A 19,667-nucleotide genomic window follows, 5' to 3' on the forward strand; every position below is an offset into this window, starting at 1 on the left:
TGGGTTAGTTTTTATAATGGTATTGATTTTCAGAAAGGATTTTTCCGTCTTGATCTTTAACAAATTCTAATCTGTTAAAATTATCATACGTGTATGTTGTCTTATATCCTTTAGGATCAATTATAGTACTAACTCCAACCAGTGGCAAATAACTGTACGTGGTAACCATTGCATTCGGCAAACCAGTGCGCAAATTATTTATGGCTGTAAAATTTGATTCGTTTACAGTACTTAGATCTGAAACTCCCAGAGCAGTTGCAACTTCTGCAATAGTTGCATTTTCGATTTTAGCAATGGGCTGCGTCTTGCCATATCCCCAGATAAAAGTTACACTTGAACCGCTCTCTAAGGTGTATTGCTGTACATTTCCTTTATCATCATATTTATCGAAAGTGATTTTTTTCTCTAGATTTCCAAGATTGGCAATGCTTGGCAATGCATTTGGAAATTTGGCTGCATAAATAGATTTCGGAAGCAGTAAATTATTTGTTGCAATACTGTTTTCGTAAACAGTTAATTTTTCAGATAATTTATTTCCAGCTTTAAAAGACTGAGTGTCTAACGGAGCACCAACAATATTTTTTGCAATCAAATCATTTACAAATGGTTTATTCGACATTTCAGTGTCTTGAGCATAGAAATATTTAGTTTCTATAAGTTTAGCATCTGAACTTGTAGTTGTCTGTGATGTCAGCTGTAAATGATTGGGATTATTATAATTGAAATTGGTAATAGTTGTAACTGGATTTAACCCGTTTAAATCATAAACTGTTGATTTCTTTTGAGACAAGTAATGCCATTGGCTTCTAACTTGATAAATATTAAAATTATAGAAATAATCTGTATATCCGCCGTATGGAAGATTCAAAGTATACGCAAGTCCTCCAAAAAAATTATTAAATGCAACATCTAAAGAAGAGTTATGATTGTAAACCATTTCTTCTAAAGAAATTGGAATAATAGTACTGCCTTGTTTTCTAAAAGTTAAATTACTTATCTCGCCATTGTAGAAACCATTTGAATATGTTCCTCCTCTAATGAAGTCACCGCATGTTGATGCTGGAGGCTCATCCATATTATTATCAAAAATATGAAGCACTCCCCCATTTTCAAAATTTTCTCCATAAGATTCAATTACTTTTCCATATGTAAGAATTGCTCCATCAAAGCAAGATAGTGGGCTTTTGGGACCTGAATACATGGTGTATAAATTACCCGAATTATTAGCTAGAGGTTTCGCATCATAGCTTGGTTCAGCTGCTGGATTTATTGTAGCAAAACTTCCTGTACTACAATTTAAGCATTCTAAACTACCATAATAATATTTTTTAGTTATTACTTTCCCATTATCATCATAATCTAATGTTTTGCTTACCCGAACCCCAGCAACAGGCTCGTTAACTCTCATGGTATACACGGGATCTTTGTGATAAACCAGAGATGCAAAAGTACTTACACATGCACCCCTTGTTGTAACTCGTATCTGATAAGTTGTTCCTGCTAATAAATCTACTTTAACCGAGATTTTAGGTTCTGCTAATATTGATTTCACGACTGTATTGTTAGCCATATTTATTAACTCCACTGTACATGCTGCTCCATGACTGTCAGCATAAGTACAGTTTTGTCCTGGAGTTGGATAAAAGTCAGCAATCCCGTTTAAGGTAATTGTTTGATTAAAAGGAATTGTAATAGGTTCTGATACCGTAATGTTTGCAAATAATCCACCAGTTGCCTGATAAGCTACATCAGTCGTTGTTGATGGAGGATAAAATTTTTTGTCAATATTAACTGAATTAGGCTCATAAACTAATTCTGTTTTTCCTTTAGTCGGATATGTAATACTTTTAAGCATACCATAATAAACTGTATTTGGATTGGCATTTCTATTAGCACTGGCCAGTAAAAATGCTTTATAAAAATCTCCATTCTCCTCATTCAAGTTATTATAAACAAAATCTATATTACTAGCAGCATTGTAATAACCGTAAATATCCTTAGAAAATGAAAATCTCGGAGGGAGTTGTTCAGGATTATAATATTCAAATGAAAACTTTGATATATTAGAAACTCTGTCAGCCGTAAATTCTTTTACTTCTTTCAAAAATATCAGTTTTGTATCTAAACCCGCAGTTGTAGTATATTGATTTAGTACGTCTGAACTATTGTTTCTCTGAATAAGATAATAACTAAAATCAAAGGTTTTTAAAATATCAACTGCATTTTTATAAATTGTAATTTTAGTTAACTGATTACTATCTTCGGTATGAGAATCAAGTTTTTGATATTCGAAAACTATCTTTTTATCATTAATATCAATCTCTTCAAGGTAAGGAATAGTATGGTTTACAGCACTGCTGACGCAAGGTAATCCAACAGCTGCATCATTGATTAGGATTCCTCCAACAGCTTTTGCATTTTGAGAATAAGCCTGCGTAAAATCAAATGATTTTAAATTATATTTAAAATAAGCAGTCGTTCCATCTGTTTTTTTTATTTTAGTTAAATACCATCCTGTATGACTTGGCGTCTGTGCGGGAGCACCGCATAAATTTCTGTTATTTGACCATTCAAGTGAAGTTTCATTATCACCAAAATAATATTCGTTACCACTGGTATCAGTGATTTTAAAAAACTTATGCACCGAACCATCTGAAAATGTCTGATTTAATAATTCTATTTTATTTTTATTTGGGTTGATTTGGACAATATTGTCTCCATCAAAAATAAATTTGCCTGAAATTCCGAAAGCACTATAATTAAAAATATCCTTTTCTGTATTGCTGTTCATAATTCCTTGTGCCAATACGGAACTAGGACTACAAAAATCAGTTGTGTTTGGATCAGGTGAATAAAATGCAAATTTAAAATCATCCAGTCCGTTGACTTGTCTGCTGACAACTCCCGAAGCTATTAAGCTCCATTCAAGCCCTAATTGGGAACATGCCGCATCAACAGCAACTCCGCTGGAGCTGTAATTTATTGATATAGGAACAGAAATATTTCCATCTTTTAGATTAAATATTTCTAAATTAATGTTAGGCTTTCCAGTATTTAATCCGACAGGAATATTACCAAAATTGCCTAAGCTGGCTGTAGCAGGAGATGGTGGAATATAATTAGGCTGAATTTCATCCGAACTGTGCTGAGCATTTAGATTGTTCATGCAAAAAATGGCAAAGACTAAGAATAGTATTTTTATTTTCATTCTCTTTAATTAACTGATTTAATAACTTTTACAGACTCTGTTTTTACATCCGTTTTGATGTTAATGATATATATTCCTTCAGAATATCGGCTTAAGTCAACTGGGACTGTCCTGCTAGAAATTGCGAATTCTTGCAATACGCGTCCTGAAATATCTACCAGAGTTGCAGTTCCTTCTTTAAAATCATAGCCGATTATGACGTTTGTATACGTTTTAACTGGGTTTGGAATCGCTTCGATACTGGCTTTTATTTTCTCGATTTTTGCTTTGTCTTTTAATTTTACAACCCAAAAATCATTACTGCCAATATTCGAATTTTTATCTTTTGAAGAGTTTGAATTAGAAGTTCCAGCCATCAGGTAACCGCCATCACGGGTTTCAATTAACTTTCTGAGAATATCTTCTCCGCTGCTGCCTACAGTTTTGGTCCAAATTTCCTCGCCTTTTTCATCCACTTTAAGTGCTATATAGTCATTCACTCCGTCTTTATCACCTCCTGCTCCAACGGCCTTTGCAAGAGCACCTGCTGCAGATTTGCTAGCTTCTGTTTTGGCATAACCACCAATTAAAAAACTGTGGTCTAAATTTTCAACCAAAGAAGTTAAAATGTCGACTTTCCCAAAATCGTAGGTTTTGCTCCAATCGACGGCTCCCTCAGAATCTGTTTTTAAAAGCCATAAGTCGGTTCCGTTGCTTACAATACCACCCTGTGGAGTCAATGCATTTGTACTGTTAGAGTTACCGCCTATAATATAACCTCCATCAATTGTCTGATGAATTGCATATGGCTGATCGTCTCCATCTGCTCCGTAGGTTTTTTGCCATTGAATTTCACCTGTATCATTTATTTTTAAAATCCAGTAATCTCCAGCGCCTTTATTATTGTCTGCTTTTTCTCCAGAAATTGGTGAATTTGAATAACCTGCCAGAATAAATCCATTATCTGTCGTCTGCTCCATGCTTCGCAACAGATCAGCATATTGTCCACCGTACGTTTTTTGCCATTCGATAGCGCCATCTTTACTAAGTTTTACAACCCAGTAATCCATATTACCTCTGCTTTTTTCAGACTTATTATACAAGTCGGCTTTTGCTGTTGCAGTTGTTTTTCCATCAGATTTAGTATTTGAAAGTGACGGCGGATTTGAGCTTGAAGAACCTCCTAAAATGTAGCCTCCATCTTTCGTTTGAAAGGCACATAGTAATTCATCCTGGCCATTTCCTCCTATTGTTCTCTGCCATTGTTCTCCACCGGATGCATCTAATTTTATTACCCAAAAATCAGTTATTCCTTTACAGTCTTCGCCTTTTTGAAAACCACTTCCCGAGCTTGAAGTACCCGCTAAAATAAAACCTCCATCTTTTGTGCCTTTAATACTTTGAAGCAAATCAAAACCATTTCCTCCAATGCTTTTCTGCCAGTCGAGTTCACCTTTTTCATTCATTTTCCAGATCCAGTAATCAAGATCTCCATGATTATCGTCTGTTTTATTTCCTGTTTTATCTGATACAGAACTTCCTGCCAAAATAAAACCATAGTCGGCAGTTGGCTGTGCATCAAAAAGATAATCTGCATGAGTTCCGCCATATGATTTTTCCCAAAGTATATCTTGAGAGTAAGTAAAAAGTGGTAAAAAAAGAGAAAAAAATAGGTAAAGTTTTTTCATACACAATTAGGATAAACAGTTGTTAAATTTAATTTCGTACGCAAATCTAATTTACTAATTTGTTAAATTTTTACGGGTTTCCACATTTTGTGTTTAACTTTTTTAAAAGCCCAATAAAATGGAGGAAATCATTTAAATATTTATCAAAAAGAAGCCTAGAAAATCCGTTAATTTTCTAGGCTTCTTTTTGATTTGATTGAATTTCAAATCATACTTTTATAAATCATCTAAAACATCTTTGGTAGATCTTGAACATCTAAAATATTACCTCCGCTCCGCAAAGTCTATATTGTCAGCGTTGCGTAAATGTCTTTGACTTTAAATCCAAATTTAATATTAATACATTTTGTTCATTCTATAATAAAAAACAGAAATCCTCTAAACCTTTTTATTAGAAGAGTTAGTAAAAAGTCAGGAGACTTTTTTAACGTTTACAATTTCTAACAGGCAAAAAAAATGCGCAAAGTCAGAGACATTTGCGCAGCTTTTAAAAAGAAACTCTTCGCGGAGCGGGGGGCTTTATTAATTGATTTGTTTTACCGTACTTAATCCCATAACGCGTTCATCTAGCGTGCCACAATACTTTTCTATTACATACTCTTTCTCATATAATTCTAGCGGGTCAGAGATCATATATATATCATTTTGACCTTCTAGATTTACAACATAATAAAGGTCTACATTATTTGATTGTGAATTATATTGCATCTTATCAAGAATGTTATAAAAATTACTGTTATCTCTGTTTTTATTAAACAACATCATATTGGACTCCGTATATTCAAATGATTTAATGTGATAAACCCTAGACCTACTTAGATCTACTTGTTTAGTTAATGCGCTTTTAAAAATTATTAGATGTGGATTTTCTTTCATTTTATTTTTTCGTTATAACTTTTTTATTGTTTGCACCGCTCCGCAAAACGCGAAAAAGTCTCTGACTTTAAATCCAAATTTAATATAAATTATAAAAATACAGTTTGTTCATTCTATAATAAAAAATAGAACTCATCTAAACCTTTTATTAGAAGAGTTAGTAAAAAGTCAGGAGACTTTTATAACGTTTACAATTTCTAACAGGCAAAAAAATGCGCAAAGTCAGAGACATTTGCGCAGCTTTTAAAAAAGGAACTCTTCGCGGAGCGGCAGTATATCCAATTATACTTTAATTATTATCAATTTTTTCCCAAACCAAAGACGACGTTTCGACGTCATCAATTATAACCGTTAATTTTTTATTGTTTTTTAAAGAAAATATTAATTCTTGCTTACTATTATTGGATAAAAGAGTTAATATTGAACTTTTGATATTCCAAGTACCTTCTTCAATTTCTGTTTCGCGAATAATATTTTTTCTCGCCAACTTTTTCGATCCATCAGTTTGGAATATAATCTTATATGTTTTATCCACATTTAGAGTTAATATGTTTACATTATATGTGCTAAATTTTGGACTTTCTACTTTTCCTTCAAATCTATACGAGGTTGGTTTTATAATTTGTCCCTCTGTGATATTTAAAAAAAAGATAAAGAATACTGCCATAAAAAATCTTATTTTTTTCATTATAATTTTATTTTACTTTTTCATTTCAATAAATAGATTATTTGTGCCCGGTTTATTTACCATTCCCCCCGCTCCGCAAAGTCTTCATCGCCAGCGCTGTGCAAATGTCTCTGACTTTGCGCCACATTTACAAAATCAAATATAAAAACGAAAACGCGAAAAAGTCTCTCACTTTAAACCAAATTTAATGTAAATTATACAATTTGTTCATTCTATAATAAAAAACAGAAATCCTCTAAACCTTTATTAGAAGAGTAAGTAAAAGGTCAGGAGACTTATAACGTTTACAATTTCTAACAGACAAAAAAATTGCGCAAAGTCAGACACATTTGCGCAGCTTTTAAAAAGGAACTCTTCGCGGAGCGAGGGAGAAGAAAATAATATTTTTTATTATAAAAAATAAAAGAGCAACTCAAATGAGTTGCTCTTTTTCGTTGTTAAATTTTGAATAGAAAATATTTTCTAAGCTACTTTATTCTCTTCTTAATTGTCAATTCTGTTTGTGTTCGCGAGAGGGACGCTTGTGCCAGTGGGCGAGACGATCACATCACCTTAATAAATAATCAAATTTAATTATTTGACATAAATTCTGAAATTTTTTTCTTTATAAAGTTTTTTTGTCTTAAGTGATAAATAAATTGATTAAGAAAAGTAATAATAAAAAAGATTAAAGTAAAAATCCTAAAGATTTTCCAAAAAAAACTTACGAATAATAAAGCAAAAAATATATATAATGGAAATTTAAAATTAGAATATTTGTAATAAAGCATTCCATATGTTTCAAAGTGACGAGTGTAAAGATAGCCATCTTTAATATAAGCAAAGCGATTCATTCTACTTTGAGTATTAAAGAATTTGTTTTTAAGCAGGAGTTTATTATTTAAAACTAAAACCTCGCTTATACCTTGTTGAATTAAATGATGCTTTAAATGGGATAAAATTAATTCATCATTATAGTAGTCATTTATTTTAATTTTGATAGTCATAGTAATTTATTTTTAGCGACGAGTATAGATTTTACCATTAGTGCCAGCCCATTGAGCAAAACTATAATCTGATACCCCCCATTTTGCTCCAAATTTCAATCCTGGCGCGTATCCGCCAGAAACTGCAAATCCTTTCCAATCAGTTTTTCCTCTATTACCCCCCGCTCCGCAAAGTCCTCATCGCCAGCGTTGCGCAAATGTCTCTGACTTTGCGCCACATTTACAAAATCAAATATAGAAACGAAAACGCGAAAAAGTCTCTGACTGTAAACCAAATTTAATATAAATTATAAAAAATACAGTTTGTTCATTCTATAATAAAAAACAGAACTCATCTAAACCTTTTTATTAGAAGAGTTAGTAAAAAGTAAAGAGAATTTTATAACTTTTACAATTTCTAACAGGCAAAAAATGCGCAAAGTCAGAGACATTTGCGCAGCTTTTAAAAAGGAACTCTTCACGGAGCGGGGGGACTTTATTTTGCGATTTCCGAACCATCGAGTTTTAGACAAGTAAATTTTGAGCTTCTTCAATATTAGGTTTTCGTGCTAATTTCAATACACTAGCCATTACCTCTAACCAATGTCCTTCACTATGTGTGTCATGAAATGAAGCTCCATAAAATGAAGCTGTTGGTGGATAAGAAAGAATATTTTTGTCTTTTGCAATTTTAGAAAATATTATCGCTAATTTTTCTTTGTTAATAATTGTTGTTTCAAATCTTTCAGGCAAAATACTACAGGTACAAAATAATGCTAAGCATAAATTTGATAACTCTCTATAGGTTATATCTTTTGATATAGATTGATTTAAATAATAAAAAAGTTCATTGGTGTTATATTCCATGGCTTTTGTATTTAATTTATTTTTTTAAAGCTTCATTAATTTTTCTAATAGCTTCTTCTTTATATCTAATATTATTATAAAGTATTCTATTCACTTCATCAGCTAGTCCATGTGGGTTAGACGTATGGCCTTGATTTAATTCTCCGCTCCGCAAAGTCTTCATCGTCAGCGCTGCGCAAATGTCTCTGACTTTGCGACACATTTACAAAATCAAATATAAAAACGAAAACGCGAAAAAGTCTCTGACTTTAAACCAAATTTAATATAAATTATAAAAAATACCGTTTATAATAAAAAACTGAACTCATCTAAACCTTTTATTAGAAGAGTTAGTAAAATTCAGGAGACTTTATAACGTTTACAATTTCTAACAGGCAAAAAAAATGCGCAAAGTCAGAGACATTTGCGCAGCTTCAAAAAGGAACTCTTCGCGGAGCGAGGAGAAAATCATTAAATATTTATCAAAAAGAAGCCTAGAAAATATGTTGATTTTCTAGGCTTCTTTTTGATTTGATTGAATTTCAAATCATACTTTTATAAATCATCTAAAACATCTTTGGTAGATTTTGAACATCTAAAATATTAAGTCAACAAAAAAACAACTAATCCCCTTGCACCATGTGCACCCAGCACCAAAGACTGTTCAATATCTGCAGTTTTTGAAGGTCCGGCAATAAAAGTTCCGAAACCATATTCCTGATTTGCTATGTGTTCGTAAGCTTGATGCATAGTTGGTAAAATATTGTTTTTATCGACAATAATGGCTAAATATTGAGCAATAAAAGGCGAAACACGCTGTCCTAAAAGATCATCAGTTACCCAAAGGGCACTGTTTTCTGCCACGCCAATATGTGCTTTTATAATCGTTAACTCTACATTTTCAAGAGAATGCGCATCGTCATTCGTCCAATCTAAATTTGCAATTTCAGATAGTTCCGGAATCATGCTTATGATTCTCTTTTCGAGTGAATAATTATTTTTAAGAAAATCAATTATTTCGGTGTAACTGGCCACTTCAACAAAATCTCCTCCAATGTTTTTTAGTACCGTTTTATACGTTTGCAAAACATCAAACTGTTCAGAACCTAATGCATTTAAATTTGGCAAATCAGTCACAAAATCAGGCTGATTCTGTTTTATCTTTTTTAATATTTCGGCTTTACTGCTCATTGTCTTTTGCTTTTGCTTCTCTTGAATTTTTCTTGTACCATTCTCTAAAAGATTCTTCTGGAACTTCTGGCATTTCGCGCTGATCGTACCATTTATTCATCTTGTTATTTACTAATCCCGGTACATTTTTCATTACAAATCTTCCCGATTTTCCTGCTAAATTAAAAATAGTCGGATTCGCTAAAACTGTCGCCATTGTTTTCATCGCAATAGTTTTAGATGTTGGTGTATGGCCTTCTTTTACCAAAACCTGACGCCATTTATACAATTGATCGTGAATGTCGATTTTTACTGGGCAAACATTTGTACAGGAACCACAAAGTGTGCTGGCAAAAGGCAAATCGGCATTTTTGCTCATGTCTAGATTTGGTGCGAGAATGGCTCCAATTGGTCCCGCAACTGCATTATGGTAACTGTGTCCGCCGCTTCTTCTGTACACAGGACAAGTGTTCATACAGGCACCGCAACGAATGCATTTTAATGAATTTCTAAAATCTTCTCTTCCTAACTGCGTACTTCTTCCGTTATCAACAATTACAATATGAATTTCCTTGTCTTCTCTTGGTTTTTTAAAATGACTTGAAAAAGTCGTAATAGGCTGACCAGTGGCACTTCTGGCTAATAATCGCAAGAAAACACCTAAATGTTTTCGTTGTGGAATCAATTTTTCAAATCCCATACAGGCGATATGAACATCTGCTAGATGTGCGCCCATATCTGCGTTTCCTTCGTTTGTACAAACCACAAATTCACCCGTTTCGGCAATAGCGAAGTTAACTCCGGTCAAAGATGCTTTTCGGGTTAAAAAAGTATCCCTAAGATGTATTCTAGCAGCTTCGGTTAAATATTGCGGATCGATATTTCCTTTTTCTGTTCCCAGATATTCATGAAAAGTTTCGCTTACATCTTCTTTTTTAAGATGAATGGCAGGCAAAACAATATGGCTTGGCGGTTCTTTTCTTAACTGAACAATACGTTCTCCCAAATCTGAATCGATTACATCAATGCCTTTTTCAGTCAAATATTCATTTAAGTGACATTCTTCTGTAAGCATTGATTTTGATTTTACCATTTGCTTTACATGGTGCTTTTCTAATATCGAATGCACAATTTCATTATGTTCTTTTGCATCGGCGGCCCAATGTACTATGATTCCGTTTTTCTGCGCATTTGCTTCAAATTCAACTAAATAATCGTGAATATTAGAAAGCACATTATTTTTAATTTTCGAAGCCGTTTCTCGAAGCAATTCCCAATCCTCAATCTGATGTGCTGCCTTGTCACGCTTCTCACGGACAAACCAAAGCGTTTCATCATGCCAGTCTACCCGTTTTACATCTTTGTTAAAACGCGCAGCAGCTTCACTATGTTCTATTATTTTCTCTGAAGACATCTTTTAATAGTTTAATATAAAACGAGTTTGGAATTTTAAAATCTTTATTTGCTGTCAAAATTTATTACATTTTCATGAATTGCTTTCTCGCCTTGAACATTATCAGCAGTTACATTGGTCAAGAAAATGTTTTCTACCGGAAGTTCTTTTTGAGCTTGAATTCTCGAAATGAATTTTACGTCAGTCGCTTTTATATTTTCTAAATGCACATTTTTTATTGGCGTAAGGCGTCGTTCAATTGTTGGAACCAAATCACGCCATTGGTACAAAACATCGGTTTCTATACCTAGAATTCCTGCATCAATTTTACCCGATGTAATGTTTGTCATATAAATATTATTGACGAAACCGCCTCTTCTTTCATTTGTTTTGATGTATAAAAGATGATTCAGTTTTGCCCCATCCACGACAGTGCAATTATCTATAAAAACATTTTCGATTCCGCCCGAAAGTTCACTTCCTATGGCAACCAATTGATGTCCGTTTTTAACAGTACAATTGCGCATTACAATATTTTTTGAAGGTGTATGCAGATTCCAAGCATCTATACCACATCCCGACTTAATTGCAATAGCATCATCTCCTTGATCAAAAACACAATTTTCAATTAATACATTCTGACTCATTTCTGGATCAACGCCGTCATTATTATGTCCGTGGGCATAAACTTTTAAATTTCTAAGGACAACATCTTTTGACAAGAACGGATGAATTGTCCAAAATGGACTATTTGTTATCTTAACACCATCCATTAAAATATTTTCACAGCGATTGAACTGAATAAAATGAGGTCGCAAATTTGCCGTATCATTTACCATTTGTCTTTCTTCCACAGGCTTTTTATAAGAAGCCAGATAGTACAATCTTTTCAGACTTTCCATATGTGCTTTTGGCCGCGCGAACCATTTTGTCCAGACATCCATTTTCGCTTTTAATTCGCCTTCGCCTGTAATGGCAATATTTTTACATTGATACGCATAAATCAACGGCGAGTAGTTGTAACATTCATAACCTTCCCAAGTCGAACGAACAGCCGGTAAATAATCTTTTGGATCTTCTGAAAAAAGCAAAACTGCGCCTTTATTCAAATGCAAATTTACATTGCTTTTAAAGTGTATTTTCTTCGTAAGCCATTCACCTTCTGGAATTACTACCGTACCTCCGCCCGCTTTATTGGCTTTTGCAATTGCTGTATTTATCGCATCTGAAGTTTTATTTTTATCGCCTTTTACAGCACCAAAATCTACAATTGAAAATTCTTTGCAATTGCTGAAATTCGGAATCTTGATTGTGGGCATTTCAAATGGTGCCTTTACAGTAACTTCTGTTTGTGTTACAGAAGATTGACCTTTCTTAAATGATAAAAAAAGAAGCGAAAGCAAAAGGGTTAGACAAAGAATTATTTTTTTCATGTTTTTATATTTAAACACATAGAAACATAGTTTTTATAACTTAAAAAGAATGTTCGCTTTTTTGAAAAAACAGAGCTATGTGTAAATGATTTGTCATTTATTTTAATCTTTTTTACACAAAGAAAATCTATGTTCCTATGTGTTTAAATTTATTGTTATGCCATTGAATTTAATATCTCCGCAATATGAATCGTTTTAATGCTGCTTTTCTGTCTTTTCAGAATTCCTTCCAAATGCATTAAACACGACATATCGCCGCCGGTTATATAATCAACATGGTGATTTTCATGATCTTTAATTCGGTCTTGACCCATTTTAACAGAAACTGCTTCTTCAGTTACACAAAAAGTGCCGCCAAAGCCACAGCATTCGTCTTTTCTAGATAAAGAAACCAAATTCAAACCTTTTATGTTATGCAATAATTGTTCAGGTTTAGAGAAAAATGGCGCGTTTAATTCGGTCATCTGCGAAAGCTTTAATCCGCGTTGACCGTGACAGCTGACATGCATTCCTACATTGTACGGAAAGCTTCCGTCGATATGATCTATTTTGAGAATATCCGTTATAAATTCAGTTAATTCAAATACTCTTTTTCGCATTTCAGCCGCAACAACTTCCATTTTTTCGTCGTGTAAATGTTCTTTAACATGCAAAACACAACTTCCTGACGGACAAACAATATAATCAAATCCAGCAAAATTAGAAATGAAATTCGCATCACAGCCTTTCGTTAAATGCTCATAACCGCTGTTTGCCATAGGCTGGCCACAACAAGTCTGTCCCATCGGAAAGTGAACATCGCAGCCTAATTTCTGTAAAAGTTCATAGGTTGCAATTCCAACTTTTGGATAAAATTGATCAACATAACACGGTATAAAAAGTCCGATTTTCATGACAAGGTAATTATTTTAATTTTTTCACGCAGATCTTGCAGATTGAGCAGATTTTAATTTTTAAATCGTAATTGTTAATTAATGCTTATAAAATTTCAAATCAATTAAATCATTCTGGATTGGTTTTGGATTCCAGTTTTGATGAATGGCCAACGCCGCACCTAATGCACTCGCCTGTGCCATTGACGCTGCGTAAACTTCAACATCTGGAAAAGCCTCTGCAAGCAAATTCATAAAAATTGAATTTTTACTGAAACCGCCATCTACAAAAATTTTCTTTACAGGGCTATTATGAATCACTAAATTAGTCGAAAAAACCTGTTGTTCAACGAGATCAAGCATCAATTGATGATAGGCGATATCGTAACTTTTAAAAGACGATAAATCTCTTTTTTGAAAAGGGCATTCCTTCAAAATATCAAAATCATATTTCTTTGGATACACAATCTGGTAATTGAGCGCTCTTAAATTCGAAACTATTTTTTTATCAAAATAAATGTCTTTAAAAGTATCAAACGGAACATCAAAATGTGTTGCCAATCTTTTCGCTTGAATTTCGTGTTCATTGCCAGAAAACAGTCGCGCCGCTTTTACGGGCTTTTCTGTATACTGCATATAACACAAGCAATCTTGCTGTAACTCTTCAAAAGTCAAAGGTTTTGTATTGAAAGGATTCAATGAAATACTCCAAGTTCCTGTCGACAATAAAACAAAAGGTTCTGTAAAATTGATTGTATATGGAATAATAGCCGAAGAACTGTCGTGAAGCCCTACTCCAACTGCTAATCCGTCTTCTTTTTTAATGATATCTTTCCCGTAATGAAGCGGCGGAATCTTATCTGAAATGCCTTCATTTTTAAGCCATTTATGATATTTCATCTTTTTGAAATTCCAAAGATTAGTATGGCATCCAATGCTTGTAATATCGGCGTATGCTTCATTCGTTAAAAGAAAACTCAAATATTGCGGCAAATGCAGGCAATATTTTACTTTTTCAAATAATTCGGGTTTCTCTTCTTTCAGTCTGTAAATCTGCATTCCAGAATTCAAACTTCCTAAAACAGGAGAAGCCGTTTTTACAGCAAAAACTTCTTCGCCTTTATATTTATTATAAAAACCAGTTTTTAAATCTGCCGGATAATCTTTTAAATAATTATAAAGCGGTGTCAATACTTTTCCGTGCCCGTCTATATAAACAAAACTAGCGCCATAAGTACTGAAATTTATTGCTTTAAGAACATAATCTGTCCTTTCTTTAATTTCCGAAAGTCGATCTAATATCCAATTTTTGAGCACTTCAATATCCTCGCAGGCAAAACCATCTTCATCAACAGTTTCATCTAGATTTACTGATTTTTCCCAAACAATTTTATAATTCTCATCGAATAAAAATACCTTTTTGTTTGTTTTACCAATATCAAAAATTGCTACTACATTCATTTAATTAGTTGTGAATTGTGAGTTGTGAGTTGTGAATTTTGAATGCGGATTATTATGAATTGAGAATTATGAGTTACAAATTTATTATGGCTAACACCAACATAACTCATAACTCATAATTCATAATTTACAATTCATAATTATAATCCTGTAGCCATTGTTTTTAATCCTCTTTCTTCAATTAAATTATTTCTAACCGCAAGAGAACGATATAATTCAACCGGATTTAAAGCTGCTCCAGAACGCAAACGAGCTTCAGCAACTAGTGCGCGAACGTCTGTACGGAAAGCATTTTGAAGAATTTCCTGTGCTTTAACAACATCATTTTCTTGCTGTGCAATTTCTAACGCTTTTCTGTCTACAGAAAGTGCCTGAGCATACGCAATCATAATTGCTTCAACAGATTGAAGTAAATCTTCTAAAGGATCTTTTATATTGTGAGATGCATCGATCATCCAGCCTAAATCTTTGGCGTGATTCATTCCTCTTGCATCCATTCCTTCAACTAACTCATTAAATATCAAAAATAATTGATAGGGTTTTAAAGCTCCAGCAGTTAAATCGTCGTCTCCGTATTTTGAATCGTTAAAGTGAAAACCGCCTAATTTTCCGTCCATTAATAATAATGAAACGATTTGCTCAATATTAGCATTTGGCAAATGATGTCCTAAATCGACTAAAGTCTGTGCTTTATCTCCTAATTTTTGAACATATGAATACGACTGACCCCAATCTGCAACTGTTGTAGAGTAAAAGTTAGGTTCAGCACATTTGTATTCTAAAAATAATTTCCAGTTTGAAGGCAAAGCATCATAGATTTCCTCAAGACTTTCTAAAGTATTTTGATACGCTTTACGGAAGTTTAACTGTCCTGGAAAAGAAGATCCATCAGCTAGCCATACGGTTAATGATTCAGATCCCAACTCAATTCCGTGCTGAATAACTTCAATATTATGAGCGATCGCTTCTTTACGAACCGCTTTATTTACATTTTGAAGTGAACCAAATTTATACGAATTTGTCTGAGAAGCCTGATCCTGAAAAGTGTTCGAATTCATGGCGTCAAACTTTAATCCGTGTTGTGCAGCAAGGTTTTTGATTGCTTTATAATCTGTAGGAATATCCCAAGGAATATGAAGCGAAATAGCGCCAGAAGCATTGTTTAACGCATGAAGCAAACCAACATCTTCGATTTTTTCTTCTAATGACCGCGGTTCTCCGCCTCCCGGAAAACGTCCGAATCTTGTTCCTCCAGTTCCTAAAGCCCAAGATGGAATTGCAATTTGAAAATCAATTAATTTTTGAATTATTGATTCTGTATTTGCAATTTCTGATGCTGTGAAAACTAATTTATTTTGATGTTTTTTTAGCAAATCATCATTATGAGATGCTATAGTGGTTGATTGGATTAGCATAGTAGTAAATTTTAATAGAGCATACAATGTATAACATTCTATAATTGTGCCCGTGTTTTATTTTATTATTTATTCTATTATTTGCTTAAGAGCAGTTTCTATAATTTTAAAAAATCTAACGTTCGAAAACTTATCGAACGTTAGATATTACAAAAAACCACTTTTGCTTAAACAAACTTAAAAAAAACTAAACAATTTTATCTATAAAAGCCCATTGATACACCGCCGTCTACGTTTAAGGCATTTCCTGTTGATTTACCAAGTAAACCTCCAACGAAAGCGAAACAAGCGTTTGCGATATCATCCGGCAATATAATTTCATTTAATAACGTACGTTTTGCGTAGTAAGCTGGCAATTCAGCAACAGTAACGCCGTATGCTTTTGCGCGCCCTTCTGCCCATCCTCCAGACCAAATATTAGAGTCTGATATTACTGCATCAGGATTTACGGTGTTTACACGAATTTTATCAGCGCCTAATTCGGCTGCCATTAAGCGTGTTAAATGTGCTTGAGCCGCTTTTGCAGAACCGTATCCAGGATTGTTAGGTCCAGCCACAACAGCATTTTTAGAAACTATGTTTACAATGTCGCCGCCAAATCCTTGTTTGCGCATTACTTCGATTCCGGCTTTAGAAACAATAAATTGTCCTTTTACCAAAATATCATATAATCTGTCCCACTCTTCAAGTGTATGTTCAGCTATTGATTTAGAAATACTGATTCCAGCATTGTTTACAATAATATCAGCACCTCCAAAAGCTAAAGATGCCTGATCTAATGCTTTTTCTGTACTTACTTCATCGGTAACATTTAATAATGTACTGGCAACAGCATCTTTTCCAAAAAGCGTAATAAATTCAGCTGTAGCCGATTCTAAACGCTCTTCGTTAATATCGTTGATTACTACACAAGCACCTTCCTGAGCGAATTTTTTAGCAATCGCTTTACCAATACCGCCGGCAGAACCTGTAATTACAGCCACTCTTCCTGATAAGGCTTTTGGTTTAGGCATACGCTGTAATTTAGCTTCTTCCAATAACCAATACTCAATATCAAATGCTTCTTGATGCGGTAACGAAGTATATTCTGAAACTGCTTCAGCACCTTTCATTACATTCACAGCATTTACATAATATTCTGAGGCCAAACGTGCCATTGTTTTATCTTTTGCAAAAGTGAACATACCAACTCCAGGATATAAAATCACCACCGGATTTGGGTCACGCATTGCAGGCGAATTCGATTTTTTGCATGCATTATAATAGTCTTTGTACATAGCACGGTACGCCTCAAAAGCAGGTGTTAATTTTGCTTTTACAGCATCAACATCTGATAAATCTTCGTTTGGGTCTAATGCCAAAACAAGCGGACTGATTTTAGTTCTTAAAAAGTGATCCGGGCAAGAAGTTCCAAGCGGTGCTAATTTTGACAGATCATTTGAATTAATGAATTCTAAAACTCTTGCATCATCTGTATAATGTCCAATCATTTGACGTTCTGAAGAACAGAAACCTCTTAAAATTGGTGCTACTTTTGCTGCTTTTAATTTACGGTCAGCTTCTGGAAGACTTTCGATTTTCTTGCCTCCAAAAACGGGACGTTTTTTTCCGTAATTGCTTTCTAAGTAATCAGCACATTTCTCGATTACTTCAAGCGTGTTAATATAACTTTCATAAGCCGTATCTCCCCAAGTAAATAAACCGTGAGAACCTAACATGATACCGCGAAGTTTTTTTCCTTTCTTTTCAGCTTCTTCCAAACAGCTTCTTAATTGAAGTCCAAGGTCAAAACCAGGGCGCTGCCATCCTACCCATCCAATTTCTCCGTCGAATAATTCTTCGGTAATTTTTGCTCCATCTTTTGCAGCAGCGATAGCAATTGCCGCATCAGGATGAAGGTGATCAATATGTTTGAAAGGCAAAAATCCGTGCAAAGGCGTATCAATAGAAGGTGCTTTTGACGCTAAATCGAAAATACAGTGGTTGAATAACTCTACCATTTCATCTTCAAATTCAATTCCTCTGTACACATTTTCAAGATTGCGAAGCCTGTCTAAATAAAGTGCCGCACAGCCTGATTTTGTTAATGTTCCGATGTCTCCACCAGAACCTTTTATCCACATAACTTCAGAGCTTGCTCCGGTTAATGGGTCCTTATCTGTTATTTTCACAGAAGTGTTTCCGCCTCCATAGTTTGTCAATCTTAAATCGGCTCCTAATAAATTAGAGCGATAAATAAAAAGCCCTACTTCATCTCCTGCCAATGCTGCCGCCTTAGCCTCATCCCAAAGATAGCTTACATGCTTAAAATTCATATTATTTGTATTTATATTCGACATTTGGTTGTTTATTTTTTTATTACTGTATTACAATGAATTTCCGATTCCAACGATTACGATCGAAAGCATAATCAATCCAATTCCCCATAAAAAAGTTCGGAATGTTTTTTTAGAAACGCCCTTCCATTCTTTCAGATAGAATCCCCAGAAATTAGCGGTCAAGATAATTGTAGACATATGGAGAATCCATGAACTAGCTCCGTTTCCTAGTTTGCTTTCACCCATTCCGTAGAAGAAAAACTGCAAAAACCACATTGTTCCCGCGATGGCTGAAAACATAACATTTTTAGCAATTGGCGTTTGTGTATTTACATAATCTGAGAAAGTTTTGTTTTTGAAATTAAGGTATAAACACCAGATAAAGTTGGTTGTTAATCCTCCCCAGAGTATAACAATATAACTTACATTATTTTGGAATAAAAATTCCCCCTGATTTGGATTTGCTAATTTCCAAGCCTCATTTGCAACAGCAGCCATTGGTTTAGCCGCTTCGATTCCGAAGTTAAAGAATGAACTTAAAACACCTGATATAATAGCAATAATCAACCCCTTTACCAGATTAAAATCTTTGTCTTTATCTTCATGACCCGTTGCAAAATCCTTTTCTTTCAGCATTCCTGCTTTTCCTAAAATAGCAATACCTATAATACATATCAATACTCCAGCCAAAACCATTTGTCCACCTGAATTCGAAAACATATCACTAATTGATTCTTTGCCTTCGACTGTATTGAAATGATAATAAATGGGGGGAATTAAAGCTCCAAAAGCAGAACAGAATCCTAAAGTAATTGAGTTTCCTAATGACATTCCTAAATAGCGAACGCCAAGACCATAAGTAAGTCCACCTACTCCCCAAATCAATCCCATTATGAATGCTAACGCTTTAACAGACGGAGCAGCATGAACAATAATCTCGGTAAAATTTGGAATAGTTAAATATGCAGCAATTGGCGGTACAATCAGCCAAGAGAAAAAACCTCCTACGAGCCAGTAACTTTCCCAAGCCCAATTTTTAACTTTTTTGAAAGGCATATAAAAACTGCCGGAAGAAAAACCTCCTATGGAGTGAAAAATAATACCGAGTAATGATTCCATTTAATAATTTTAGTTTGTGGTTATTTGATAGTTAATCTGGTTTTGTAAAATAAGAGAATGTAAAAAAGAAAACTGTCCTGTACTATCCTTTATGATTTTGCAATTATGTTAAAAGCGAAGATTATTGCAAAGAAGAATGCATTTAAAGTCGAAATATAAATTTAAAATTTCTATTTTAGCAATCGATTTCGTAATTATTATATCCTCGATAAGCCATAAATAAACAAATCAGCAAA

Annotated in this window: 14 protein-coding genes; all 14 read right to left on the minus strand. The window is 33.9% G+C overall.

The window, feature by feature from the left end:
• Positions 1 to 4: 4 nt before the first annotated feature.
• The gene (locus IRZ83_RS14115) at positions 5 to 3,208 is read right to left on the minus strand and encodes a hypothetical protein (protein WP_194569699.1); all 3,204 of its coding nucleotides are present in this window, start codon (positions 3,206 to 3,208) and stop codon (positions 5 to 7) included.
• Positions 3,209 to 3,213: 5 nt separating this feature from the next.
• On the minus strand, positions 3,214 to 4,875 hold the full coding sequence (locus IRZ83_RS14120; RefSeq protein ID WP_194569701.1) for a T9SS type A sorting domain-containing protein: 1,662 nt from the start codon (positions 4,873 to 4,875) through the stop codon (positions 3,214 to 3,216).
• A gap of 522 nt (positions 4,876 to 5,397) precedes the next feature.
• Positions 5,398 to 5,751, minus strand: coding sequence for a hypothetical protein (locus IRZ83_RS14125; RefSeq protein WP_194569703.1), 354 nt, complete (start codon positions 5,749 to 5,751; stop codon positions 5,398 to 5,400).
• 289 nt (positions 5,752 to 6,040) lie between these two features.
• The gene (locus IRZ83_RS14130; protein WP_194569705.1) at positions 6,041 to 6,439 is read right to left on the minus strand and encodes a hypothetical protein; all 399 of its coding nucleotides are present in this window, start codon (positions 6,437 to 6,439) and stop codon (positions 6,041 to 6,043) included.
• 569 nt (positions 6,440 to 7,008) lie between these two features.
• A complete protein-coding gene (locus IRZ83_RS14135; protein ID WP_194569707.1) occupies positions 7,009 to 7,425 on the minus strand; it encodes a hypothetical protein in 417 nt (138 codons plus the stop codon).
• Positions 7,426 to 7,929: 504 nt separating this feature from the next.
• Positions 7,930 to 8,271, minus strand: coding sequence for a hypothetical protein (locus IRZ83_RS14140; protein ID WP_194569709.1), 342 nt, complete (start codon positions 8,269 to 8,271; stop codon positions 7,930 to 7,932).
• A gap of 582 nt (positions 8,272 to 8,853) precedes the next feature.
• Positions 8,854 to 9,441: a lactate utilization protein C gene (locus IRZ83_RS14145; RefSeq protein ID WP_194569711.1), complete on the minus strand. Its 588-nt coding sequence runs from the start codon at positions 9,439 to 9,441 to the stop codon at positions 8,854 to 8,856.
• Complete coding sequence (locus tag IRZ83_RS14150) at positions 9,431 to 10,834, minus strand: lactate utilization protein B (RefSeq protein ID WP_194569713.1); 1,404 nt, start codon at positions 10,832 to 10,834, stop codon at positions 9,431 to 9,433. The genes IRZ83_RS14145 and IRZ83_RS14150 overlap by 11 nt, the downstream gene beginning before the upstream one ends.
• 44 nt (positions 10,835 to 10,878) lie before the next feature.
• Positions 10,879 to 12,246, minus strand: coding sequence for a glycoside hydrolase family 28 protein (locus IRZ83_RS14155; protein WP_194569716.1), 1,368 nt, complete (start codon positions 12,244 to 12,246; stop codon positions 10,879 to 10,881).
• A 155-nt stretch (positions 12,247 to 12,401) separates the two neighbouring features.
• Positions 12,402 to 13,139: a (Fe-S)-binding protein gene (locus IRZ83_RS14160; RefSeq protein ID WP_194569718.1), complete on the minus strand. Its 738-nt coding sequence runs from the start codon at positions 13,137 to 13,139 to the stop codon at positions 12,402 to 12,404.
• Positions 13,140 to 13,217: 78 nt separating this feature from the next.
• Complete coding sequence (locus IRZ83_RS14165; protein ID WP_029272594.1) at positions 13,218 to 14,579, minus strand: FGGY-family carbohydrate kinase; 1,362 nt, start codon at positions 14,577 to 14,579, stop codon at positions 13,218 to 13,220.
• A gap of 140 nt (positions 14,580 to 14,719) precedes the next feature.
• A complete protein-coding gene (locus tag IRZ83_RS14170) occupies positions 14,720 to 15,994 on the minus strand; it encodes a TIM barrel protein (RefSeq protein WP_194569720.1) in 1,275 nt (424 codons plus the stop codon).
• A gap of 197 nt (positions 15,995 to 16,191) precedes the next feature.
• Positions 16,192 to 18,333 (minus strand): bifunctional rhamnulose-1-phosphate aldolase/short-chain dehydrogenase, encoded by a 2,142-nt coding sequence (locus IRZ83_RS14175; protein ID WP_029272596.1) that lies wholly within the window; start codon positions 18,331 to 18,333, stop codon positions 16,192 to 16,194.
• 27 nt (positions 18,334 to 18,360) lie between these two features.
• A complete protein-coding gene (gene rhaT / locus IRZ83_RS14180; RefSeq protein ID WP_029272597.1) occupies positions 18,361 to 19,431 on the minus strand; it encodes an L-rhamnose/proton symporter RhaT in 1,071 nt (356 codons plus the stop codon).
• Positions 19,432 to 19,667 lie beyond the last annotated feature (236 nt).

It is taken from the genome of Flavobacterium sp. JLP (assembly GCF_015350755.1).
GTDB lineage: Bacteria > Bacteroidota > Bacteroidia > Flavobacteriales > Flavobacteriaceae > Flavobacterium.

Coding starts and splice junctions, on each gene's coding strand:
- IRZ83_RS14130 (WP_194569705.1), bottom strand. CDS start 6,439: ATGAAAAAAATAAGATTTTTTATGGCAGTATTCTTTATCTTTTTTTTA.
- rhaT (WP_029272597.1), bottom strand. CDS start 19,431: ATGGAATCATTACTCGGTATTATTTTTCACTCCATAGGAGGTTTTTCT.
- IRZ83_RS14175 (WP_029272596.1), bottom strand. CDS start 18,333: ATGTCGAATATAAATACAAATAATATGAATTTTAAGCATGTAAGCTAT.
- IRZ83_RS14140 (WP_194569709.1), bottom strand. CDS start 8,271: ATGGAATATAACACCAATGAACTTTTTTATTATTTAAATCAATCTATA.
- IRZ83_RS14155 (WP_194569716.1), bottom strand. CDS start 12,246: ATGAAAAAAATAATTCTTTGTCTAACCCTTTTGCTTTCGCTTCTTTTT.
- IRZ83_RS14115 (WP_194569699.1), bottom strand. CDS start 3,208: ATGAAAATAAAAATACTATTCTTAGTCTTTGCCATTTTTTGCATGAAC.
- IRZ83_RS14165 (WP_029272594.1), bottom strand. CDS start 14,579: ATGAATGTAGTAGCAATTTTTGATATTGGTAAAACAAACAAAAAGGTA.
- IRZ83_RS14145 (WP_194569711.1), bottom strand. CDS start 9,441: ATGAGCAGTAAAGCCGAAATATTAAAAAAGATAAAACAGAATCAGCCT.
- IRZ83_RS14170 (WP_194569720.1), bottom strand. CDS start 15,994: ATGCTAATCCAATCAACCACTATAGCATCTCATAATGATGATTTGCTA.
- IRZ83_RS14120 (WP_194569701.1), bottom strand. CDS start 4,875: ATGAAAAAACTTTACCTATTTTTTTCTCTTTTTTTACCACTTTTTACT.
- IRZ83_RS14160 (WP_194569718.1), bottom strand. CDS start 13,139: ATGAAAATCGGACTTTTTATACCGTGTTATGTTGATCAATTTTATCCA.
- IRZ83_RS14125 (WP_194569703.1), bottom strand. CDS start 5,751: ATGAAAGAAAATCCACATCTAATAATTTTTAAAAGCGCATTAACTAAA.
- IRZ83_RS14135 (WP_194569707.1), bottom strand. CDS start 7,425: ATGACTATCAAAATTAAAATAAATGACTACTATAATGATGAATTAATT.
- IRZ83_RS14150 (WP_194569713.1), bottom strand. CDS start 10,834: ATGTCTTCAGAGAAAATAATAGAACATAGTGAAGCTGCTGCGCGTTTT.